Raw genomic sequence first — 23,444 nt, 5'->3', positions numbered from 1 at the left:
TACGGCACGGAGAACCACCGTGAAATCTAAGGATCCCCCCGATCGTGTGCCATCGACAGCTGTCACGCATCTGTGGCCGCCACCTCAGACATTTGTCTGAAGAGTGCGGTGGGGTGCGCGAGAATGGCGGGGTGAAGGGCGACTACCAGGAACTGGTCGACGAGATCTCGGCGCTGCTCAGCGCCCCCGCGACGCTGGAGAACCGGGATTTCGGGCTGATCGCGTTCGGCGCGCACGACAGTGACAGCGATTTCGACGCGTCGACGCTGGACCCCGTCCGCACCCGCTCGATCCTGACCCGCCGCTCCACCTCGGCGGTGCGCACCTGGTTCGAGGGCTTCGGCATCGCCCGCGCCACCGGCCCGGTCCGCATCCCGCCGACCCCGGAGGCCGGGGTCTACCGGGGCCGTATCTGTCTTCCCGTACGCCATCGGGGTGTCGTCCTCGGCTATGTGTGGCTGCTCGACGACGATCCGGGGCCGACCGAGCAGCAGCTGACCGCCGCGATGGAGGTGGCGGGCCGCATCGGCGCGCTGCTCGCGGACGAGGCGCAGGCGGGCGCGGACCTGACCCGCGAGTTCCGCGAGGTCCTCACGGCCGAGCGCGGCTGGCAGCGGGACATGGCGGTGGCGGCCCTGCGCACGGCGCTCGGGTCGCGCGCGGACGGGCTGCACGCGGTGGTGTGCGTCGCCCCGTGGCCCTCGCCCGATCCGGACGACGCACCGTCCTTCCGTACGATCCCCGCGGCCGACGCGCTGTGCACGGTGCCGTGGGGCGTGGCGGGGCAGGCTCTGGCCCTTCTGGTGCGGCTGCGGTCGGCGGACGCGCTCGGGCCGGCCACGGCTGCGGCGGCGAAGCTGCGGGAGCGCGCCGGTGCCCCGGTCGTCGCGGCGGGGTTCGGGGGCGCGCGACGAGAGCTGGACGACCTGGGCGCCGCGTGGCAGGAGGCGACGGCCGCGGCGCGCGCGGCGCTCGCCGAGCCGCGGCTCGGCCCGGACGCGCACTGGGCGACGATCGGCCCGTACCGCCTGCTCACCGCGCTGCCGCCGGACGCCGCGCACGACCCGGCCCTGGCCCCGCTCCTGCAGCCGGCCCACCGCCAACTGGCCCGTACCGCCGAGGTGTTCCTCGACTGCGCGGGCCAGGCCGGGCGTACGGCGGCGGAGCTGGGCATCCACCGCCAGACGCTCTACTACCGCCTGTCCCGCGTGGAACAGCTCACCGGGCTCGACCTGGACGACGGCGAGGACCGGCTGCTGCTGCACATGGGGCTCAAGGCGTCACGCCTGTGACTTCTGGGCGGCGGCCATCAACTGCCGTACGCCCTCGGTGAGTTCGTCGGCGCTGGGCGAGTAGTCCGCGTCGAAGGTGTGCTGGGCGACGAGTCCGAGGACCAGGACCGAGAAGAGCTTTCCGAGCGTGTGCACGCTCGGATCGTCAGCCGGCGGCTCCTCCCCCATGACCATGCCGATGAAGCCCCGCCCCGCCTCGTGCTGAGCTTGCGCCAGGTGCTCGCGCACAACCGGCATCTTGTCGCCCATCGTCACGAGCTCGATGCTCAGGTGCCAGATAGACCCGGGCTTGCCGAGACTGTCGGTGATCCCGGCCATCACGGCCCGGAACCGCTCCAACGAGCCGGGTGCGCCGGGCAGTTCACCCACGTCGCTCCAGTCGTCCGAGGCCCCTTCGGCCAGCGCGACGTACGCCTGAGCGAGCAGCGCGTCCTTCGACCCGTAGTGGTAGCCGATGGACGCCAGGTTGGCGCCGGACTCCTTGACGATGTCGCGCGCCGTCGTGCGCACGAACCCCTTCTCCAGAAGGCAGCGCTTGGCGCCTTCGAGCAGATCCTCGCGATGTCCCATGCCGCCACCGTACCCCTGATTCATACAGCCGTCCCATACGACTGTTCCATACGAGCGTTCCACACATCCGATCCATACGCCTGATCTATACGCACGTACTAGACAAGCGTTTAAGACGCTCGTACAGTCCTCTCCATGACGAACTCACCGAGCACCAACTCCCGTGCGGGGCGCCGCGAATGGACGGCTCTCGCGGTCCTGATGCTTCCGCTGCTCCTCGTCTCGATGGACGTCTCCGTCCTCTACTTCGCGATCCCCTCGATCAGCGCGGACCTGGAGCCGACCGGCACCCAGCAGCTGTGGATCTTCGACATCTACGCGTTCGTGCTCGCCGGCCTGCTGATGACGATGGGCTCCCTCGGCGACCGCATCGGCCGCCGCAAGCTCCTGATGATCGGCGCCACCGCCTTCGGCGCGGCGTCCGTGTGCGCGGCCTACGCGAACAGCGCGGAGCTGCTGATCGCGGCCCGCGCGGTCCTCGGCATCGGCGGCGCGACGCTGATGCCCACCACGATGGCGCTGGTGCGCAACATGTTCCGCGACGACAAGCAGCGCGCGACGGCCATCGGCATCTGGTCCGGCGTGATGACCGGCGGCATCGCGCTCGGCTCGGTGATGAGCGGCATCCTCGTCGAGCACTTCTGGTGGGGCTCGGTCTTCCTCGTCAACCTGCCCGCGATGGCCCTGCTCCTGTTGCTCGCGCCGGTCCTGCTCCCCGAGTTCAAGGCCCCGAAGCCGGGCCGCTTCGACTTCGTGAGCGTCCCGCTGTCGCTGGCGGCGGTGCTCCCCCTCGTCTACGGCATCAAGGAGATCCCCTCCGAGGGCTTCGAGCCGCTCTACGTCGTCTCGATCGTGGTGGGCCTCGTCTTCGCCGCGCTGTTCGTACGCCGCCAGCGCACCGTCGAGTCACCGATGATCTCGCCGGCCCTCTTCCGGGGCCGTGGCTTCGGCCCCGCCGTCACCCTCAACCTCATCTCGGCCTTCGCGATGATGGGTTCGGCGTACTTCACGACGCAGTACCTCCAGGCCGTCCTCGGCAAGAGCGCGCTCGAAGCGGCGCTGTGGGCGCTCGCGCCGACCGTCTTCATCGGCCTCGCCGCCCCCGTAGCAACGGTCCTTGTCCAGCGAGGCGTGCACCGCGGCTCCGTCGTCACCGCCGGCTTCCTGACCAGCGCCTGCGGCTACGGCCTCCTGACGCTGACCGGCACCGACTCGCTGTGGACCGTCCTGGCCGGCGCGGGTGTACTCGCCTCCGGCGCGGTGATCGTGGGCTCGCAGCTCACGGACCTTGCGCTCGGCGCGGCCCCCGCGGAGCAGGCGGGCGCGGCGTCGTCGCTCCTCGAGACGGGCCAGGAGTTCGGCGGCGCCCTCGGCATGGCCGTGCTGGGCTCGATCGGTACGGCGGTCTACCGCCACGAGATCGGCGACGCGCCGGCCGAGGCGAAGGAGACGCTGGGCGGAGCGCTCGCGGTGGCGCAGCACCTGCCCGGCCGGACGGGCGACGCCCTCCTGACGTCGGCACGGGAGGCGTTCACGAGCGGGATGCACATCGCCGCGCTGGCCGGCGGGGTGATTCTGCTGGGGGCGGCCGTACTGGCTCTGCGGGGCCTTCGCCAGGTGGCTGCGCCGCAGCGGGAATCCCAGCCGGAACTGGAGGAGGCGGCAGCCTGATCCACCAGGCCTCAAAAAACGCCGGACGGGCTGATTTCTCAGCCCGTCCGGCGTTTGATGACCGGGGTCCGGGGCGGAGCCCCAGGACGTTCCGGGTAACTAGTCCGTCAGGTTCACCGAGCGCGCCGACGCGGCGCCGATCTCGTCGGCCAGCTCACTGAGCACCCCGGCGGGAACCGTGTCGTCGACGGTCAGGACGGCCAGCGCCTCGCCGCCCACATTCGCACGGGCGACCTGCATGCCGCCGATGTTGATGCCCGCCTCACCGAGCACGCGGCCCACGGTGCCGACGACACCGGGACGGTCCTCGTAGCGCAGGACGACCATGTGGTCGGCCAGGGCGAGGTCCACGTCGTACTCGCCGATGGCGACGAGCTTCTGGAGGTGCTTGGGCCCGGCCAGCGTGCCGGAGACCGAGATCTCCTCGCCGCCCGTCAGGGTGCCGCGCACGGTGACGACGTTGCGGTGGTCCGGGGACTCCGAGCTCGTGGTGAGACGGACCTCGACGCCGCGCTCCTGCGCGAACAGCGGAGCGTTCACGTACGACACCGTCTCGTCGACGACGTCCTCGAACACGCCCTTCAGAGCGGAGAGTTCGAGCACCTTCACGTCGTGCTGCGTGATCTCGCCGTAGACCTCGACGTCGAGACGGGCCGCGACCTCGCCCGCGAGCGCGGTGAAGATCCGGCCGAGCTTCTCGGCGAGCGGCAGACCCGGCTTGACGTCCTCGGCGATGACGCCGCCCTGGACGTTCACCGCGTCCGGGACGAGCTCACCGGCGAGGGCGAGCCGTACGGAGCGGGCGACGGCGATGCCGGCCTTCTCCTGCGCCTCGTCCGTGGAGGCACCGAGGTGCGGGGTGGCCACGACCTGGTCGAACTCGAACAACGGGGAGTCCGTGCAGGGCTCCTTCGCGTACACGTCCAGGCCCGCACCGGCGACGCGGCCCTCCTTGAGCGCCGAGTACAGCGCCGCCTCGTCGACGATCCCGCCGCGCGCGGCGTTGACGATGCGGACGGTCGGCTTGACCTTGCGCAGCGCGTCGTCGCCGATCAGGCCGACCGTCTCGGGGGTCTTGGGGAGGTGCACGGTGATGAAGTCGGAGACCTCGAGCAGCTCGTCGAGGGTGAGGACCTTGACGCCCATCTGGGCGGCGCGCGCGGGCTGCACGTACGGGTCGTACGCGACGACCTTCATGCCGAACGCCGACATGCGCTGCGCGACGAGCGCGCCGATGCGGCCGAGGCCGACGACGCCGAGGGTCTTCTCGGCCAGCTCCACGCCCGTGTACTTGGAGCGCTTCCACTCGCCGGCCTTGAGGGCCTGGCTGCCCTGCGGGATGTTGCGCGCGGTGGCGATGAGCAGGCCGCAGGCGAGCTCGGCGGCGGTCACGATGTTGGAGGTCGGAGCGTTGACGACCATCACGCCGGCCTTGGTGGCGGCGGAGACGTCGACGTTGTCGAGACCGACGCCGGCTCGGGCGACGACCTTCAGCTTCTTCGCGGCGGCGATCGCCTCGGCGTCGACCTTGGTGGCCGAGCGGATCAGGATCGCGTCGACATCGGCGATGGCCGGGAGCAGCTCGGCCCGGTCGGCGCCGTTGCACTGGCGGATCTCGAAGTCCGGGCCAAGAGCGTCGACGGTCGCGGGAGACAGCTCTTCCGCGATGAGTACGACAGGTTTGCCGGTTGCAGCAGTGCTCACGTGAGTCCTCACAAGTCCCATTGCGGACGGCCGTCCCGACGGCCGCAGGCGGTGGAGGGGTGTCAACGGCGCCGGGAAGTGGGGGCGTGCTTGCACTTCTTCGGTGTCGCTGTGCCGCGTGGTAGACGCACGACGCTGTGGGCCCGACGCGAATGTGTTCTGCAGTCTAGTGGCGCTTCACAGGTGGTCTTGCGCCTCGGTGGAAGGATCACCCGTCCGTGGCTGGACGAGGTGGACAAGCCATTGACGCGGCAGCGCGACGGGCCGTCCACCTGGGCGAAGGGGCCGGGGCGTCGGCCCCGGCCCCTTCGTCTCAAGGCTTACGCCTCGTCGTTGTCCACCCAGCTCATGAGCTTGCGGAGCTCCTTGCCGGTGGTCTCCAGGAGGTGGTTCTCGTCCTGGGTCTTGTACTCGTTGTACTTCTTCAGGCCCGAGTGGTACTCGTCCATCCAGTTCTTGGCGAACGTGCCGTCCTGGATCTCGGCGAGGACCTTCTTCATCTCGGCCTTGGTGGCGTCCGTGATGATGCGCGGGCCGGTGACGTAGTCGCCCCACTCGGCGGTCTCGGAGATCGACCAGCGCATCTTCTCCAGGCCGCCCTCGTACATGAGGTCGACGATGAGCTTCAGCTCGTGGAGGCACTCGAAGTACGCGATCTCCGGCTGGTAGCCGGCCTCGGTCAGCGTCTCGAAGCCCGCCTTGACCAGCGCGGCGGTGCCACCGCAGAGGACGGCCTGCTCACCGAACAGGTCGGTCTCGGTCTCCTCGGTGAAGGTCGTCTTGATGACGCCGGCGCGGGTGCCGCCGATACCCTTCGCGTAGGAGAGGGCCAGCTGGAAGCCGTTGCCCGTCGCGTCCTGCTCGACGGCCGCGATGCACGGAACGCCGCGGCCCTCTTCGTACTGACGGCGCACCAGGTGACCCGGGCCCTTGGGCGCGACCATCGCCACGTCCACGTTGGCCGGGGGCTTGATGAAGCCGTAGCGGATGTTGAGGCCGTGGCCGAAGAACAGCGCGTCGCCGTCCTTGAGGTTGTCCTTGATGGACTCCTCGTAGACCTGGGCCTGGATCGGGTCCGGGACCAGGATCATGATGACGTCGGCCTCGGCGGCGGCCTCGGACGGCGTCACGACGCGCAGGCCCTGCTCCTCGGCCTTGGCCTTGGACTTGGAGCCCTCGTGCAGACCGACGCGGACGTCGACACCGGAGTCACGGAGCGACAGCGCGTGGGCGTGGCCCTGGCTGCCGTAACCGATCACCGCGACCTTGCGGCCCTGGATGATGGACAGGTCGGCATCGTCGTCGTAGAACAGCTCGGCCACTGGATTTTCTCCTTGGTGTGCAGGTGTTGCGTCCCACCGTACGGCGGGATTGCGGAGGGAAGTTTTCGGGTCTCGGTATACGAGAGGGCGCTCGAAAGCGCCTGGGGGCTCAGGCCGTACGGTCGAGCGCCCGCAGGCTCCGGTCGGTGATGGAGCGCGAGCCGCGGCCGATCGCGATGGTGCCCGACTGGACCAGCTCCTTGATGCCGAACGGTTCCAGCATCTTGAGCATGGCTTCCAGTTTGTCGCTGGAGCCGGTGGCCTCGATGGTGACGGCCTCCGGGGACACGTCCACGGTCTTTGCGCGGAACAGCTGGACGATCTCGACGATCTGCGAGCGCGTCTCGTTGTCGGCGCGGACCTTGGCGAAGACGAGCTCACGCTGGACGGCGTGGCCCTGCTCCAGTTCGACGATCTTCAGGACGTTGACCAGCTTGTTGAGCTGCTTCGTGACCTGTTCGAGCGGCAGGTCCTCGACATTCACCACGATGGTGATGCGGGAGATGTCGGGGTGCTCGGTGACGCCGACCGCCAGCGAGTCGATGTTGAACCCGCGGCGGGAGAACAGTGCGGTGATCCGGGCGAGGACACCTGGCTTGTTCTCGACCAGGACGGAGAGCGTGTGCTTGGACATGGCTCTTGGTCTCTCTTTCGCTCTCGGTCTCAGTCGTCTTCGTTGTCGCCGAAGTCGGGGCGGACCCCGCGGGCGGCCATGACTTCGTCGTTGGAGGTGCCTGCGGCGACCATCGGCCACACCATGGCGTCCTCGTGGACGATGAAGTCGACGACGACGGGGCGGTCGTTGATGGAGTTGGCCTCTTCGATGACCTTGTCCAGGTCCTCGGGACGCTCACACCGGATGGCGTAACAGCCCATGGCTTCCGACAGCTTGACGAAGTCGGGGACGCGGGTGCCCTTGTTGTCCTTGATGTCGTCGGGGCCGCTGTGGAGCACGGTGTTGGAGTAGCGCTGGTTGTAGAACAGCGTCTGCCACTGGCGGACCATGCCGAGGGCGCCGTTGTTGATGATGGCGACCTTGATCGGGATGTTGTTGAGCGCGCAGGTGGTCAGTTCCTGATTGGTCATCTGGAAGCAGCCGTCGCCGTCGATCGCCCAGACGGCGCGGTCCGGCATGCCGGCCTTCGCACCCATCGCGGCGGGCACCGAGTAGCCCATCGTTCCGGCGCCGCCGGAGTTGAGCCAGGTGGCGGGCTTCTCGTACTGGATGAAGTGCGCGGCCCACATCTGGTGCTGGCCGACGCCCGCGGTGAAGATCGTGCCCTCGGGGGCGAGCTGGCCGATCCGCTCGATCACGTTCTGCGGCGAGAGCGAGCCGTCCTCGGGCTGGTCGTAGCCCAGCGGGTAGGTGTCGCGCCAGCGGCTGAGGTCCTTCCACCAGGCGCTGTAGTCGCCCGTGTGGCCCTCGCTGTGCTCCTTCTGCACGGCCTGGACCAGGTCGGCGATGACCTCGCGGGCGTCACCGACGATCGGCACGTCGGCGGCGCGGTTCTTGCCGATCTCGGCCGGGTCGATATCGGCATGGACGATCTTCGCGAACGGCGCGAAGCTGTCCAGCTTGCCGGTGACGCGGTCGTCGAAGCGGGCTCCGAGGGCGACGATCAGGTCGGCCTTCTGCAGCGCGGTGACGGCGGTGACCGCACCGTGCATGCCCGGCATTCCCACGTGCAGCGGGTGGCTGTCGGGGAATGCGCCGAGCGCCATCAGGGTGGTGGTGACGGGCGCTCCGGTGAGTTCTGCGAGGACCTTCAGCTCGGCCGTGGCATGCGCCTTGAGCACACCGCCACCGACGTAGAGGACCGGCCGCTTCGCGGCGGTGATCAGCTTCGCGGCCTCGCGGATCTGCTTGGCGTGCGGCTTGGTCACCGGGCGGTAGCCGGGCAGGTCCTGCTGCGGCGGCCAGGAGAACGTCGTCTGCATCTGCAGCACGTCCTTCGGGATGTCCACGAGGACCGGGCCGGGACGGCCGGTCGAGGCGATGTGGAATGCCTCGGCGATCGCCTTCGGGATGTCCTCGGCCCTGGTGACCAGGAAGCTGTGCTTCGTGATCGGCATCGTGATGCCGACGATGTCCGCCTCCTGGAAGGCATCCGTACCGATGGCCTTGGTCACGACCTGACCGGTGATCGCGACCAGCGGGACAGAGTCCATCATGGCGTCCGCGATCGGCGTCACCAGGTTCGTCGCACCCGGACCACTCGTCGCCATGCAGACGCCGACCTTGCCGGTGGCCTGCGCGTAGCCGGTGGCCGCGTGCCCCGCGCCCTGCTCGTGCCTGACGAGAACGTGCCGCACCCGGGTCGAGTCCATCATCGGGTCGTACGCGGGAAGGATCGTGCCGCCGGGAATGCCGAATACGGTGTCGACCCCGACCTCCTCGAGCGAACGGATGAGGGACTTCGCACCCGTGACGTGCTCGACGGGGGCGGACTGCTGTCCTCGGGGCCGCGGCTGCGGATGGTGGGCCCCGGTGGCCTGCTCGGTCATCGGCATTCTCTTCTCGATGCTGAGGGTTTTTGCGAGGTTTGTACGGTGTTCGGTTACTGGACTACACGCGCTTGTGCAACAAAAAACCCCTCGTGCCGTGAGGCAAGCGAGGGGAGCGCGCCGGGTGCGGTCGCTGGGATCCGGTGTTCGGACCGGTGTGTCCCAGCTTCAGCCGACGCGCTTTCCAAGTACGAGAATTCGGTTGCGCATGACATTGACCCTCTCCCCGGCACACTGCGCGTGTCAAGTAGGTGGGACGGGAGTCTCATCATGTGAGCGCAGCAGAGTCGTCCGGCCGGACGGCGAGGGTACGCCCGCGAACACCGGCTCGGCCGGACCGCTCGGCACCGGGTAGTTCCCCGAGGCCAGCGCGCGGCGCAGCCGGTACTCGTCGAGCGGCCCGGAGAAGGCCATCCCTTGTCCATGTGTGCATCCCATGGCGCGCAGCGCGACGACCTGCTCGGGCAGGTCGACGCCGTCGGCCACGGACTTCAGACCGAGGTCGCCGGCGATGCGCAGCAGGCCACTGGTGATCTTGTGCAGGCGGGCGGATTCCACCACCCCTTCTACAAGGCTGCGGTCGAGTTTCAGTACATCGACAGGGAGCCTGCGCAGCGCCGTGATGGCGGCGTATCCGCTGCCGAAGCCGTCGAGGGCGATCCGGACGCCGAGCCTGCGCAGCGCGGTGAGGCGGCGCTCCAGCTCGTCCAGGGGTACGCGGGGGTCGCTGTCGGCCAGCTCGATGACCAGCGCGCCGGAGGGCAGCCCGTGGCGGGTGAGGAGCGCCTCGATGGACCCGAGGGGCAGCGACCGGTCGAGGAGCCTGCGGGCGCTCATCCGGACGGCCACGGGCACGGCATGGCCTCCGCAGCCCCGCTCGGCGGCCTGCTCGACGGCCTCCTCCAGCATCCACCGGCCGAGCTCGGCGGTGCGCTCGCCCTCCTCGGCGGTGCGCAGGAACTCGGCGGGCGTGAACAGGATGCCTTGATGCGAGCGCCAGCGGGCCTGGGCGGCGACCGATGTGATCCGGCCGGTGGCGAGCGAGACGACCGGCTGGTGCAGCAGGGCGAACTCGCCCTCGTGCAGGGCGGTGCGCAGCCGTGTGGCGAGCTCCGCCTTGCGGACGACGTCGGCCTGCATCTGGGGCGCGTACAGCTCCACGCGACCCTTGCCGGCGGCCTTCGCCCGGTACATCGCCAGATCCGCGTTGCGCAACAACTCGCCTGCGGATACGTCGGGTTCGGCGAAGGCGACACCGATGGAGGCGGCCACCCGGACATCGTTGCCGTCGATGGTGTACGGCTGCGAGAGGGTGATCCTGAGGCGGTCCGCGAGCTCGTAGATGTGCTGCTCGCGCGCGGTGTCGTCGCGGCTGCCGTCGCCGACGATCAGCGCCGCGAACTCGTCGCCTCCCAGGCGGGCGGCGGTGTCTCCGGAGCGCACGGATTCGGCCAGCCGCCGGCCGGCCTGGACGAGGAGCTCGTCGCCCGCCTGGTGGCCGATCGTGTCGTTGACCTGCTTGAAGCCGTCGAGGTCGATGAAGAGGACGGCCGTGCCGCGGTCGGTGGCGCGGCGGCCTCCCAGCGCGTGGCCGACCCGCTTGGTGAACAGGGCGCGGTTGGGCAGGTCGGTGAGCGGGTCGTGCTCGGCGTTGTGCTGCAACTGCGCCTGGAGGCGCACCCGTTCGGTGACGTCCCGGCTGTTGAGGATGAGGCCGCCGTGGTGGCGGTTGATCGTCGACTCCACGTTCAGCCAGGCGCCGGCGCCGGAGCGGAAGCGGCACTCGATCCGGGTCGTGGGCTCCTCGATCTGGCTCGCCGCGAGGAAGCGGCGCACTTCGTGGACCACGCGCCCGAGGTCCTCGGGATGGATGATCGAGGCGAGCTCGGACCCGACGAGTTCCTCGGCGTCGCGCCCGTAGACCCCGGCGGCGGCCGGACTGACGTATCTCAGGATGCCGTTCGGAGCGGCGATCATGATGACGTCGCTGGAGCCCTGCACCAGGGAGCGGAAGTGGTTCTCCTTCTGCGCCAGCTCCTGGGTGAGGGTGATGTTGTCGAGGAGCATGATGCCCTGGCGGACGACGAGGGCCAGGACGACCGTGCAGGCAGTGAAGAGGACCACGCGGTCGACGCTGTGGCCGTTGAAGATGTTGTAGAGGATCCCCAACGTGCAGACGGCGGCGGCCAGGTAGGGCGTGAGCGCCCCGAGTGATCCGGAGATGGGGCGGGTGACCTGGTACCGCGCAAAGGCGGGCACTCCGTCGGCCTCCGCGCCCTTCGGCCCCACCCAGGGCGCGCACGCGAGAAGCAGCGATCCCGCGAACCAGCCGGCGTCGAGGATCTCCCCCGAGCGGTAACTCGCGTGCAGCAGGGGCGAGGTGAACAGGGCGTCGCACATCACGGTCAGGGCGAGCGCGCCGATCGCGGTGTTCACCGCCGTGCGGTTGCCGGGCGAGCGGCGGAAGTGCAGCGCGAGCACCATGCTGACCAGCACGATGTCGAGGAGGGGGTACGCGAGGGAGAGCGCGGTGCGGGTGACGCTCTGCCCCTCGTACCGCGCGGCGTGCTCGAGGGCGAGGCTCCAGGACAGCGTGATCAGCGAGCCGGCGATGAGCCAGGAGTCGAGCGCGAGACAGACCCAACCGGCCTTGGTGAAGGGGCGCTTGGCGAGGACGAGCAGCCCCACGATGGCGGGCGGCGCGAAGCACAGGAAGAAGAGGTCGGCGAGGCTCGGCGTCGGCACGGGGCGCTGGAGGACGACCTCGTACCAGCCCCACACCCCGTTCCCCAGGGAGGCCATGGCGGAGGAGGCCGCGAACAGGATCCAGGCCGGTCGGAAGCGGATGCGCCGGCTGCGCGCGTACGCGAAGTTCGACACGGCGGCGACCCCGGCGGCGGCGCTGAGCCCGAAGTCGCCCATGAACAGGGCGAGCCGGTCGGATCCCCAGCCGAGCGCGGACCCCGTGGCGTACCCGGCACACAGGAGGGCGAGCGCAAGCTGTGAGGCGAGGCCGGTGCCGCCGCCCCGGAGCAGGCGGCGGCCGGTGAGCACGGCTCCGGGGGCGCTCACGTGGACACTCCGGTCCGTGCCGCCCCCGTGTCCCGGTGTCCGTGCCCTGCTCGCTGAGGCCTCCGGCGTCCGCCGATCCTGTGGCGTACGCCGATCCTGTGGCGTACGCCCCTGCGGCTGCCGAGGCAATGGGGCCGGCTTCTGCGGACCGGTGCGCGCGCGGGTTGCCGCCGGCGGCCCCGCCGCGTCGGATCGTTCGCCCATAGGCCGTGCATCGCCCGTCGCCCCCCTCGCAGTCCCGGTGTCCGTCCCCGGCGCCGAACTCTCCACGGCGCTACCCCAGTCGGGACGATACACCAGACTCGTCACTCAGGGACATAGTCTCTCTACTCTCCGTGACGACCAGCGGCGATGCGCGCACGGGGCGCATCCGAGCGGGTGCGGAGCGTGTGCGGGGGCGTGCGAAGCCGGGCCGAGAGACCCCGGATCGGCCTCTCTCCTGAACCCGCCCTCGGTCCGTCGTTCGTCGGTGATCGGGCCGTCGGTGACCGGCTCGTCGGTGATCGGGCCGTCGTCAGTCCGTGTTCGGTCTGTGGTCAGTCCGTCGTCAGGACGACGTTCTCGAGCGGCTCTCCCGCCGCGAACCGGGTCAGCTGTGCGGCGAGCAGGCGCTTGGCCCGCGGCCAGAAGGCGGATGTGGAGCCGCCGACGTGCGGGCTGACGAGTACCCCCGGAGCGTGCCACAACGGGTGCCCCTGGGGCAGGGGTTCGGGATCGGTGACGTCGAGCGCGGCGGTGATCCGGCCGCTCTCCAGTTCGGCCAGGAGCGCCTTGGTGTCGACGACGGCCCCGCGCGCGACGTTCACGAGCAGGGCGCCGTCCTTGAGTCGCGCCAGGAAGGCGGCGTTCGCGAGACCACGCGTCGCCTCGTTGAGCGGCGTCGAAAGGATCACCACGTCCGCGTCGGGGAGCAGCGCGGACAGTTCGGTGAGCGGGTGCACGGGGCCGCGCGCGGTCGTGCGGGCGGAGCGTGCGACGCGCACCACCCGCGCGCACTCGAAGGGGGCGAGCCGGTCCTCGATGGCGGAGCCGATCGACCCGTAGCCGACGATCAGTACGTTCTTGTCGGCCAGCGCCGGATAGAAGCCGGAGCGCCACTCCTCGCTCTCCTGTCCCCGCACGAAGCCGGGGATGCCCCTCAGGGACGCCAGGATCAGGGCGAGGGTGAGCTCGGCCGTGCTCGCCTCGTGCACACCGCGCGCGTTGCACAGCTGCACGCCCGACGGGAGCGACGTGAGGCCTCCCTGTACGTGGTCGATGCCTGCGGAGAGCGTCTGTACGGCCCGTACGGACGTCATCTCGGGCATGGGGCGTACGCCGACGTCCGCGCCCTTCATGTACGGGACCACGTAGAAGGCGCAGTCGGCCGGGTCGGCGGGGAAGTCGGGGCCGCCGTCCCAGAAGCGGTAGTCGAGCCCGCCGGGAAGCCCGGGGACCTCGTCTTCACGGAACGGGAGCCATACGTCGGCGGATACCTCAGCACTCATGGTCAGGAGGCTAATGGGAGGTGGGCTGTGCGCGGCGGGCCGGGTCCCAGAGGTTAGTTTGGGGACCTCTCGAACACGCAGGGGGAGGCTACTTCCAGGTGGAGCGCAGGACGATCGGGGCGGCAGCGCTCGAGGTGGGCGCGATCGGGCTCGGGTGCATGCCGATGAGCTGGGCCTACACCGGCTCGCGGCAGCGGGGGGACGAGTCCGTACGCACCGTGCATGCCGCGCTGGACCGGGGGTCGACCCTGCTGGACACGGCGGACATGTACGGGCCGTTCACGAACGAGCTGCTGCTCGGGCGGGTCCTGAAGGAGCGCCGCGGCGACGCCTTCGTGTCGACCAAGTGCGGGCTGCTCGTCGGGGAGCAGCACATCGTCGCCAACGGCCGTCCCGGGTATGTGAAGCGGGCCTGCGACGCGTCGCTGCGCCGGCTCCAGACCGACACCATCGATCTCTACCAGCTGCACCGCGCCGACCCCGAGGTGCCCGTCGAGGAGACGTGGGGCGCCATGGCGGAGCTGGTGGGCGCCGGGAAGGTGCGGGCGCTCGGGCTGTGCGCGGTGGGGGCGCGGGCGGCGCGCAGGGGCGGGGCCGGGCTGCATGCGGGAACGATCCAGCAGCTGGAGCGGGTGCAGCAGGTGTTCCCGGTGAGCGCGGTGGAGGCCGAGCTCTCGGTGTGGTCGCCGGAGGCCCTGGAGGCGTTGCTGCCGTGGTGCGAGGCACGGGGCGTGGGGTTCCTCGCGGCCATGCCGCTGGGCAACGGCTTCCTCACGGGCACGCTGACGCCGGGGCAGGGCTTCGAACCCGACGATCTGCGGGCCCGGCATCCCCGGTTCATCGCGGAGATGATGGCGGCCAACCAGCCGATCGTGGCGGGCCTGCGCCGGATCGCCTCGCGGCACGGGGAAGCGGTGACTCCGGCGCAGGTGGCGCTGGCGTGGGTGCTGGGACGCGGGCGACACGTGGTGCCGGTGCCGGGCGCCAAGCGGGAGCGGTGGGCGGCGGAGAACGCGGCGGCGGCGGAGCTGCGGCTCACGGACCGTGACCTGGCGGAGATCGGGGAGCTGCCGCGGGCGCGGGGGTCCTGGGACTGAGGGGGATCTTGGGGGGCTTGAGGCCTGGGGCCGTGAGAGCGGTGGCGGGATCAGGTTGGTCCGAACGCGTCGGAGTTGATCGGGAACCTGCGGGGTGGCTGCGGTGTATGAACAGTAGAACCGCAGCGCAGAACAGCAGCCCAGTCCGCGGCGTCGAGGGGATCCGATCGTGCAACGTCCAGGTGTGCAGCCCGTGTTGGCCGTGATGGCCTGCGCCTCGATCCTGTTCACGGCGGGGTGTTCTTCGGGTGACGGTCCGTCGGACAGCCGGCAGAGCGCCTCCGCCAGCCCCTCCGGACCAGGAGCGTCTGCTTCCGGGCACGCGGGGGGCGACACCGGTCCGGTGAAGGGCTCGGTGAAGGTGGTGCGCACGGTCGCCGAGGGCCTGAATTCCCCTTGGGGCCTGGCGCCACTGCCGGGCGGCGGACTGCTGGTGTCCTCGCGGGACGAAGCGACGATCACCCGGGTCGACACGGACACCGGAAAGAAGACCGAGGTCGGCACCGTGCCCGGGGTGGTCCCTGGGGGCGAGGGCGGACTGCTCGGCCTGGCCCTCTCCCCGTCGTTCGCCTCTGACCACTGGCTCTACGCGTACTTCACCGCGCAGTCGGACAACCGCATCGTGCGGATGCGGTACGACGCGAAGAAGCCTCCCGGTGATCAACTGGGCGCGCCCGAGACGGTGTTCACGGGCATCCCGAAGGGCTCGAACCACAACGGCGGGCGCATCGCGTTCGGCCCGGACAAGCTGCTCTACGTGGGCACGGGCGAGACGTACGTGACGAAGTACGCCCAGGACAAGAAGTCCCCGGGCGGCAAGATTCTCCGGATGACCCCGGACGGGAAACCGGCGCCTGGAAACCCCTTCGGCGACTCCGTGGTCTATACGTACGGTCACCGCAACGTCCAGGGGCTCACCTGGGACAAGGACAAGCGGCTGTGGGCGTCGGAGTTCGGCCAGGACACGTGGGACGAGCTCAACCTGATCGTGCCGGGTGACAACTACGGCTGGCCCGTTGTGGAGGGCAAGAGCGGCAAGTCGGGGTTCCATGATCCGGTGGCCGTGTGGCACACGTCCGAGGCGTCCCCGAGCGGGATCGCCTACGCGGAGGGCTCGGTCTGGATGGCGGGCCTGAGAGGCGAGCGGCTGTGGCGGATCCCCGTGCGGGGGGCGGAGGTGGCGGGCACGCCCCAGTCCTTCCTCATCGACGCGGCGACCGAGCAGGGCACGTACGGGAGGTTGCGCACGGTGGTCTCCGCGGGCGGGAACAAGCTGTGGCTGACGACGAGCAACACGGACTCGAGAGGCACGCCGCGCAAGGGCGACGACCGGATCCTGGAGCTGGAGGTGTCCTGAGGGGCTGGGCCCGATCCCGGCGGGGTGGGGCGCGCTCAGCTCTGATCGTCGGACGGGACGCTCGGGTCGGAGTCGGGCGCTGAGTCATGGCTCGGGTCGGGGCCGGGCTTCTGGGTCGTCCCCGCCTCGGAGTCCGGCTCAGGGACTGGTTCGGGTTCGGCTGTCGGCTCCGGTGAGGCCTGGGCAGGGGCGCGGACCACGACCTTGCCGGAGGTGAGGTCTATCGGGCCGCGACCCGGATCGCCGTCGTTGAGGTCGACGCGAGTCAGCTCCAGCCGTTTGCGTTCCTCGTCGGTGTGCTTGCGGCCCGGCGAGAACAGCTCGTCGAACATGTTGAACACGGCGCCTCCGGGTGGCCGAGACCTCCGTCCAGCGTACGACAGTGCGAATTTTCACCCTCCGTGGCGATCCGGCGCGGTTCCAGGCAGATCCGGGCGGGCCAGGTCCCGGCCCCGGTCTTCAGCTCGTCGGCGCGAACAGCCTCAGGCGGTGGGCCAGGGCGGCTGCCTCACCGCGGCCGGCGACGCCCAGCTTGGCGAGGATGTTGGAGACGTGGACGCTCGCCGTCTTCGGGGAGATGAAGAGCTCCTCGGCTATCTGGCGGTTGCTGCGTCCGGCGGCGACGAGGCGCAGGACGTCGCGTTCGCGGCTGGTGAGGCCGAGTTCCTCGGCGGGGTCGGTGGGGGCCTGGGGGCGTGGGGCGGCGCGGTTCAGGGTGAGGCGGGCGCGCTGGGCGAGGAGGGCGACCGATTCGGTGAGCGGACGCGCTCCGAGGTGGTCGGCGACAGCACCGGCGAGCCGCAGCAGTTCCTTGGCCCGCTCACGCTCGTCGTCGAATGTGGCGGCCGCCGCAAGGAGGGATTCCGCCGCACGGAAGCGGACACGGGCGAGGTCGTAGGGGCGGTCGAGCGATTCGAAGGTGGTGAGGGGATGGGACCAGTCGTCAGGGGTGTCGCGGCCTTCGGCGCGCAGGAGCTCAGCGCGGACCCACTGCTCGTGGGCGAGCCACACGGGCATGGGCGTGGCCAGGCGCTTGGCAGCGGTGCGGATGCGGTCGACGGCTCCGGCTCGGCCGGGCTCCGCGGCCGGCAGGCCCCGCGCGTCGGCCTCGGCGACGGCGGCCGCGACGAGGAGGGGCCACGCATAGCGCTGGTTGCTCGGCGGGATGCCGTCGGCCACGACGCGGGCGAGTTCGGCGCGGGCGTCGAGGAGTCCCTGGGTGCCGCCCGCGGCCGCCGCGATGCCCACGGCGAGGGCGGACAGGGGCAGGGCGTACTGGGGCATCGTGTCGTGGGTGCCGTAGTGGGCGCGGGCGGCGGCGAGCTGGGCGGCCGCCTCGGCGTGGTCACCGCGGCCGAGGGCCACGGTCGCGAGACGGGTGGCGGCCGTGCCGCGGGGCTTGGCGCTCAGGGCGGAGGACCGCAGTGCCGTGTCGACCGCGGCCTCGGCCTCGGTCCAGCGGCCCAGGGAGGTGAGGGACTCGGCCATGTTGGTGAGGACCCAGCTCTCCGTGTCGAGGAGGCCGTACCGGCGGCACAGGTCCATGCCCGACTCGGCGACGGTCACGGACTCCAGGGAGCGGCCCGCGCCCTCCAGGACGGAGGCGAGGTTGATGTGGACGCGGCCGACCTGCGGGACGAGACCGATCTCGACGACCCGGTCGCGGACGGCGTGCATCTCGGCGAAGCCTCGGTCGGCCTCGCCCGCGTCGACGAGGAGGCCGCCGAGGGTGAGTCTCGCGTTCAGCTCGATGTCCTCGGCCTTGACCATGCGGGCGTACTCGACGGCCCGTTCGGCGGCGGCCAGGGTCTCTTCGCCCGGCTCGTGGAGCATGCCCCAGGAGGCGACGTTGGTGAGGACTTCCGCGTGCACCTCCGACGGCGGCAGTCCGCGTACGAGTTCCTGGGCGGTGGCGATCTCGGCCCAGCCGTCACCGCGGCCGAGGGACGGGACGAGACGGGAGCGCTGGATCCAGAACCAGGCGGCGCGCAGTGGGTCCTTCTCCTCGTCGGCGTCGTCGATGAGGCGCAGGGCGCGTTTGGTGATTTTCAGGGCGCGTTCGCGTTCGCCGCACAGGCGGCCGGCGACGGCGGCCTCGGCCATCAGGTCGAGATAGCGCAGGGGGGTGGTGGCGGGATCGCAGCCGCAGGGGGGATAGACCTCGGTGTAGTCGACGGGGCGCAGTCCGGCGCGGATGTCCTCGGGGGTCTCGTCCCAGAGGTTCATCGCCCGTTCCAGGAGCCCCAGTTGCTCGGAGTAGGCGTGCCGGCGGCGGGCTTCGACGGACGCGTCGAGGACGGCGGGCAGGGCCTTGGCCGGGTCGTGGGCGTGGTACCAGTAGCTCGCGAGGCGCGTGACGCGTTCGTCGGCGCGGACGAGCGAGGGGTCGGCCTCGAGCGCCTCGGCGTAGCGGCGGCTGAGCCGGGAGCGTTCGCCCGGCAGGAGGTCGTCGCCGACGGCCTCGCGGACCAGGGAGTGGCGGAAGCGGTAGCCGTCCCCGTCGGCAGTGGCGAGCAGGATGTTGGCGCCGACGGCGGCGCGCAGGGCTTCGATCAGTTCGTCCTCGCCGAGTCGGGCGACGGCGGCGAGCAGCGCGTACTCGACGGTGGAGCCGCCCTCGGCGACGATCCTGGCCACGCGCTGGGCGTCGTCGGGAAGGCTCTCGACGCGGACGAGGAGCACGTCGCGCAGCGTCTCGGACAGGCCGGTGCAGCCGCCCTCGCTGGTGGCGACGGCCAGTTCCTCGACGAAGAACGCGTTTCCGTCGGAGCGCTCGAAGATGTCGTCGACCTGGGCCTGTTCGGGCTCGGCCGCGAAGATCCCGGCGATCTGGCGGGACACCTCGTCGCGGCTGAACCGGTCGAGTTCGAGGCGGGTGACGGTGCGCAGACGGTCGAGTTCGGCGAGGAGCGGGCGCAGCGGGTGGCGGCGGTGGACGTCGTCGGCGCGATAGGTGGCGACGATGACGAGGCGGCCGCTGCGCAGCGTACGGAAGAGGTAGGAGAGGAGGTGGCGGGTGGAGGCGTCTGCCCAGTGGAGGTCTTCCAGGACGACGAGGACGGTGCGGTCGGCGGCGACGCGTTCCAGGAGACGGGCCGTCAGCTCGAAGAGCCGGGCCATGCTCTCCTCGTCGTGGCGTCCGTCGCGTCCGGCCGGCGCCGGGGAGAGTTCGGGCAGGAGCCGTGCGAGTTCGGTCTCCTGTCCGGCGGCCGCCGCGACGAACTCCTCGGGCAGCAGCCGGCGAAGGGCCCGCAGGGCGGCCGAGAAGGGGGCGAACGGAAGCCCGTCCGCACCGATCTCGACGCATCCCCCGAGCGCGACGACGGCGCCCTCGCGGCGTGCGGCGAGGGCGAACTCCTCGACGAGACGGGTCTTGCCGACCCCCGCCTCGCCGCCGAGCAGCATGGCCTGCGGCTCCCCCGTGGTGGCACGGGCGAGCGCCTTGTTGAGTACGCCCAGTTCGCCGGCGCGGCCGACGAACACCGGGCTGACGCACCTGGTCTCCACAGGGGGGAGCATCGCACAGGGGTCCGACGGAGCGTCACCCGTTATCGCCGACGGCGGAGCCGGGTGCGGGTCAAGTGCGTCGAGACGCCTGTCAGATGTGTGGAAGTCGGGATGCCTGTCAGGCGCGTGGAAAGGGAGGACCACACCCGCGTGGCCCTCCCTCGGTTCTGCCTTCATCGTCAGGCCGCGCGTGCGAAACGGGAGCGGAGGGAGCGCGGACTGCTCACCCGCCCCTCCGCGTCCTGGCCGGCAGAGGCGGCGCGGCGCTCCGCACGCCGGTCGCGGCGGGCTTCACGGGCCTCCCGGACCAGGCGGCTGTGCTCGGCCCGGCGAACCAGTTCGGCGGCGCGGACCTGGTGGATCTCGTACTCGTACATCTGGCGCTCCTGGTGGCGAGTGATGGTGGGCTTCGCTTTCTGCGATGCCTCAACACTCGTCTCCCAGGGGGGTCCGCCACATCGGGAGAGTGCCGCATGTTCCGGGTGCGGGGGGCCTTAGACGTGACTCAGAGGTCCTCAGAGGTACTCAGACCTGCCTGAGGCACCCTGAGGCACCCCCGAGGAACGACTCAGGAAACCGAGTCAGGAAGAGGCCGAGGGGAGCGCCATCAAGATGTCGGTGTACTTGGCCACGGCGAGAAGCAGACCGAGGGCGCCGAGGGAGACACCCGCCCAGGCGACCGACTTGATCCACACGGCCTGCGGCCTGCCAGGGGCGCCGAACGCGGGCCTGGCCAGGACGACGGCGCCGACGATCAGCGCGAGAAGCGCGAAAGCCCCGCCGACCAGGGCGGTGGCGTGCCACGAGTCGCCGTAGACCTCGGAGACCTGCTTGGCGACGCTCGCGCCCTGCGAGGTCTGGAGCTGGCCGATCAGGGACTCGCGGGCCGAGGCGACGGTCGCGACCCAGCTGCCGCTGAGCGCGACGACGCCGAGCGCGGCGGAGACGACGGCGCCGGCACCCTGCCCCGCACCGGAGGAGTTCTCCACGGGCTCGGCGGGCGCGAACGGCCCGTCGTACAGGTCCGCATCTGCCGCCAGGTCCGCATCTGCTTCGGTGCCGTCGGCGGCCTCGATGGCGTCAGTGGTGTCAGCGGTGTCGGCGCTGTCGGCGTCCTTGGTGACCTCAATGGTCTTGGGGGCCTTGGAGGTCTCAGGGGTCTCAGGGGTCTCGGCAGCAGCCTCAGCGGCGCCAGCGGTGGTGGCCTCGGGGGTCTCGGCCGTCTCGTCATCCGTCTTCGTAACCATGCCCCGCACCGTACGGACGGAGTCTGAGAGCTCTCTTAACGAGCTGAGTCCGGGCTGAGTCCGGCCTGTGCCGGGCCGGTGTGGTGTCTGTGCGGGGCCAGTGGGTGGCCGGGGCATCCAGCCGATCAGGCGCACACCAGGACACATCGATAGAATTCGAACATGGCAGAGCGGCCAGTCGCCCCGACCGCGCCCGAGCTTGTGCTCGAAACCGATGCGGGACCCACGGTGATGAGCCCGAGCAGGGACTACCACGTCGGCCGCGACCCTCTGAGCGACATCGTCATCGACGACGCCCGCGTCTCGTGGCACCACGCGGTGCTCCGGCCCGTCGCCGACCACTGGTCCCTCGAGGACGAGGACAGCACGAACGGCACCTACACCGGGGGCAGGCGCATCCACGAGTCCGGGGTGGGAGCGGGCTCGGTCATCAGGTTCGGCCACCCCGCCGACGGGCCGCGCGCCGTACTGGTCGACCATGAGCAGCCACCGGTACCCGAGTCCGTGACGGATCACCTGGCGGATCAAGTGCCGGACCACATCCCGGATCACGTACTCGATCAGGTGGCAGCGTCACCCGGCCGCGCCGAACGGCCCTCGTCCGTGTCCATGCCCGGCGCGACCGGCACGTTCAAGCAGCCGACCACCGTGCGGCCGCTGCCCGCCCGCACCGTTCACATCGGCCGAAGCGCCGACAACGACCTCGTCGTCGACGACCTGATCGTCTCGCGCCGCCACGCGGAACTGCGGGCGCAGCCCGACGGCACGTACGAGATCGTCGACCTCGGCTCGCACAACGGCACCTACCTCAACGGCTCGTCCGTCTCCCGCGCCCGGGTCTCGCCCGGGGACGTCGTGGGTATCGGCCACTCCGCGTTCTGCCTGGTCGGCGACACGCTGCAGGAGTTCGTCGACACCGGCGAGGTCTCGCTCGACGTCCAGGGCCTGGCGGTCACCGTGGACCAGGGCCGCAAGACGCTGCTCGATCACGTCTCGTTCCCGGTCGGCGAGAAGTGTCTGCTCGCCGTCGTGGGCCCCAGCGGCGCGGGCAAGTCCACGCTGCTCAACGCGCTGACCGGACTGCGCCCCGCCGACCAGGGCACGGTCCTGTACGACGGCCGCGACCTGTACCGCGACTACGCGGAGCTGCGCCAGCGCATCGGACTCGTACCGCAGGACGACATCCTGCACTCCCAGCTGACCGTGCGCCGGGCCCTCGGCTACGCGGCCGAACTCCGCTTCCCGCAGGACACCGAACGCTCCGAGCGGCGCGAGCGCGTCGACGAGGTCGTCCGCGAACTGGGCCTCGAACAGCGGGCAGCGCAGCCCATCCACAGCCTCTCCGGCGGCCAGCGCAAGCGCGTCAGCGTCGCCCTCGAACTGCTCACGAAGCCGTCCCTGCTCTTCCTCGACGAGCCGACGTCCGGGCTCGACCCGGGCATGGACCGCTCGGTGATGCACATGCTGCGTGACCTCGCCGACGACGGGCGCACCGTCATCGTCGTCACCCACAGCGTCCTCAGCCTGGAGGTGTGCGACCGGCTGCTGGTGCTCGCCCCCGGAGGGAAGATCGCGTTCTACGGGCCGCCGGGGGACGCGCTCGGGTTCTTCGGTTTCACGGAGTGGCCGGAGGCGTTCGAGGCCTTCGAGAACGACCGGGACCGCGGCTGGGCGGAGGACTACGACTCGTCCCTGTTCCACCGTCAGTACATCGTGAACTCCACGGCGCAGCCCCGGCTGCCGGCCGCGCCGTCGGCGGAGGTCGCCCCGCCGCCGAGGACGCGGAGCTGGGGCACGCAGCTGCAGACCCTTGTACGCCGGTACGCCGCCGCGCTGAGCGCCGACCGGACTTTCCTCGCCATCATGATCGCGCTGCCGTTCGTGATGGGTGCGATGGTCCGTGCGCTGGCCGGCAGCCGCCTCACCCAGGAGTCGGCGATGAACGCGCTGCTCCTTCTGTGTGTGGGCGGTGTGCTCACGGGCGCCGCCAACGCCGTGCGCGAGCTGGTGAAGGAACGGGTGATCTACCAGCGGGAACGTGCCGTCGGGCTGTCCAGATCCGCGTACCTGATGTCCAAGGTCGTCGTCCTCGGCACCATCACGGTGCTTCAGGCCGTCGTCCTGACGCTGGTCGGGCTCGTCGGTGTCGACCTCAACGCGCCGGGCGGCAAGGGGGTGTTGATGCCTCCGCTCGTGGAGATCACGCTCACCGTGGCGCTCCTGTCGTTCACGGCGATGATGCTCGGCCTGCTCGTGTCCGCCCTGGTGCGCAAGGAGGAGGTCACCATGCCGCTCCTGGTGCTCCTCGCGATCATCCAGGTCGTGTTCTGCGGTGCGCTGCTCAAGCTGCACGGGGTGCCCGGAATCGAGCAGTTGTCGTGGCTGGTTCCGTCGCGGTGGGCACTCGGCGCGATGGCGGGCACGGTCGGTCTGTCCCGGATCGTGCCGGGGAAGCTGACGAGTGACCCCCTGTTCGAGCACTCCGCCGGGGTGTGGCTGCTCAACATGGGGATGCTGGTCGTGCTCTCGGTCGTCTTCGGGATCGCCGTCGCACGGCTGCTGCGCCGGCACGAACCCGCCATCATGCGGAAGTAGCGGAGAGACAGCGGAGAG

At 70.6% G+C, this 23,444-nt stretch carries 16 protein-coding genes; 5 read left to right on the top strand and 11 right to left on the bottom strand.

The window, feature by feature from the left end:
* The first annotated feature begins 113 nt into the window (after positions 1–113).
* Entirely contained in the window at positions 114–1,292 is a 1,179-nt protein-coding gene (locus tag ACIPWY_RS23420) for a PucR family transcriptional regulator (protein ID WP_393704208.1), read from the top strand.
* Here the strand turns inward: ACIPWY_RS23420 and ACIPWY_RS23415 are convergent.
* Positions 1,281–1,862, bottom strand: coding sequence for a TetR/AcrR family transcriptional regulator (locus tag ACIPWY_RS23415; RefSeq protein ID WP_362904682.1), 582 nt, complete (start codon positions 1,860–1,862; stop codon positions 1,281–1,283). The genes ACIPWY_RS23420 and ACIPWY_RS23415 overlap by 12 nt on opposite strands.
* A gap of 135 nt (positions 1,863–1,997) precedes the next feature.
* Here ACIPWY_RS23415 and ACIPWY_RS23410 point away from each other — a divergent pair, with 135 nt between their 5' ends.
* Positions 1,998–3,533 carry an MFS transporter gene (locus tag ACIPWY_RS23410; protein ID WP_393704206.1) on the top strand — a complete coding sequence of 512 codons (1,536 nt, stop codon included), beginning with the start codon at positions 1,998–2,000 and terminating at the stop codon, positions 3,531–3,533.
* Positions 3,534–3,632: 99 nt separating this feature from the next.
* Here ACIPWY_RS23410 and serA read toward each other — a convergent pair whose 3' ends face one another.
* The 6 genes from serA to ACIPWY_RS23380 all read right to left on the bottom strand — a co-directional run bounded on the left by serA (position 3,633) and on the right by ACIPWY_RS23380 (position 13,623).
* Positions 3,633–5,258, bottom strand: coding sequence for a phosphoglycerate dehydrogenase (gene serA / locus ACIPWY_RS23405; RefSeq protein WP_362904677.1), 1,626 nt, complete (start codon positions 5,256–5,258; stop codon positions 3,633–3,635).
* 299 nt (positions 5,259–5,557) lie between these two features.
* Positions 5,558–6,559: a ketol-acid reductoisomerase gene (ilvC, locus tag ACIPWY_RS23400; protein WP_127830023.1), complete on the bottom strand. Its 1,002-nt coding sequence runs from the start codon at positions 6,557–6,559 to the stop codon at positions 5,558–5,560.
* Positions 6,560–6,668: 109 nt separating this feature from the next.
* Complete coding sequence (gene ilvN, locus ACIPWY_RS23395) at positions 6,669–7,193, bottom strand: acetolactate synthase small subunit (protein ID WP_362904674.1); 525 nt, start codon at positions 7,191–7,193, stop codon at positions 6,669–6,671.
* A gap of 29 nt (positions 7,194–7,222) precedes the next feature.
* Positions 7,223–9,064, bottom strand: a complete 1,842-nt coding sequence (locus ACIPWY_RS23390) for an acetolactate synthase large subunit (RefSeq protein WP_362904672.1) — start codon at positions 9,062–9,064, stop codon at positions 7,223–7,225.
* Positions 9,065–9,307: 243 nt separating this feature from the next.
* Positions 9,308–12,340, bottom strand: coding sequence for a putative bifunctional diguanylate cyclase/phosphodiesterase (locus tag ACIPWY_RS23385; RefSeq protein WP_393704202.1), 3,033 nt, complete (start codon positions 12,338–12,340; stop codon positions 9,308–9,310).
* A gap of 332 nt (positions 12,341–12,672) precedes the next feature.
* Complete coding sequence (locus ACIPWY_RS23380) at positions 12,673–13,623, bottom strand: 2-hydroxyacid dehydrogenase (RefSeq protein ID WP_393704200.1); 951 nt, start codon at positions 13,621–13,623, stop codon at positions 12,673–12,675.
* Between the two features lie 98 nt (positions 13,624–13,721).
* Here ACIPWY_RS23380 and ACIPWY_RS23375 point away from each other — a divergent pair, with 98 nt between their 5' ends.
* Together ACIPWY_RS23375 and ACIPWY_RS23370 are read left to right on the top strand one after the other, a co-directional pair.
* Positions 13,722–14,720: an aldo/keto reductase gene (locus ACIPWY_RS23375; protein WP_362904666.1), complete on the top strand. Its 999-nt coding sequence runs from the start codon at positions 13,722–13,724 to the stop codon at positions 14,718–14,720.
* 205 nt (positions 14,721–14,925) lie between these two features.
* Complete coding sequence (locus tag ACIPWY_RS23370; RefSeq protein ID WP_401534965.1) at positions 14,926–16,077, top strand: PQQ-dependent sugar dehydrogenase; 1,152 nt, start codon at positions 14,926–14,928, stop codon at positions 16,075–16,077.
* Between the two features lie 35 nt (positions 16,078–16,112).
* Here ACIPWY_RS23370 and ACIPWY_RS23365 read toward each other — a convergent pair whose 3' ends face one another.
* The 4 genes from ACIPWY_RS23365 to ACIPWY_RS23350 form a co-directional block, all read right to left on the bottom strand.
* A complete protein-coding gene (locus tag ACIPWY_RS23365; protein WP_393704275.1) occupies positions 16,113–16,409 on the bottom strand; it encodes a DUF6191 domain-containing protein in 297 nt (98 codons plus the stop codon).
* 127 nt (positions 16,410–16,536) lie between these two features.
* Positions 16,537–19,596, bottom strand: coding sequence for an AAA family ATPase (locus ACIPWY_RS23360; protein WP_362904662.1), 3,060 nt, complete (start codon positions 19,594–19,596; stop codon positions 16,537–16,539).
* Positions 19,597–19,763: 167 nt separating this feature from the next.
* Positions 19,764–19,961 (bottom strand): hypothetical protein, encoded by a 198-nt coding sequence (locus ACIPWY_RS23355; RefSeq protein ID WP_362904660.1) that lies wholly within the window; start codon positions 19,959–19,961, stop codon positions 19,764–19,766.
* 204 nt (positions 19,962–20,165) lie between these two features.
* Positions 20,166–20,831, bottom strand: coding sequence for a hypothetical protein (locus tag ACIPWY_RS23350; protein WP_401534775.1), 666 nt, complete (start codon positions 20,829–20,831; stop codon positions 20,166–20,168).
* Positions 20,832–20,993: 162 nt separating this feature from the next.
* On the opposite strand from ACIPWY_RS23350, the gene ACIPWY_RS23345 reads away from it, so the two are divergent.
* Positions 20,994–23,426 carry an FHA domain-containing protein gene (locus ACIPWY_RS23345; RefSeq protein ID WP_401534772.1) on the top strand — a complete coding sequence of 811 codons (2,433 nt, stop codon included), beginning with the start codon at positions 20,994–20,996 and terminating at the stop codon, positions 23,424–23,426.
* The last annotated feature ends 18 nt before the right edge of the window (positions 23,427–23,444 follow it).

Source organism: Streptomyces sp. NPDC090032, assembly GCF_044748025.1.
Taxonomy (GTDB): domain Bacteria; phylum Actinomycetota; class Actinomycetes; order Streptomycetales; family Streptomycetaceae; genus Streptomyces.
This window is presented reverse-complemented; position numbering and strand designations above follow the sequence as displayed.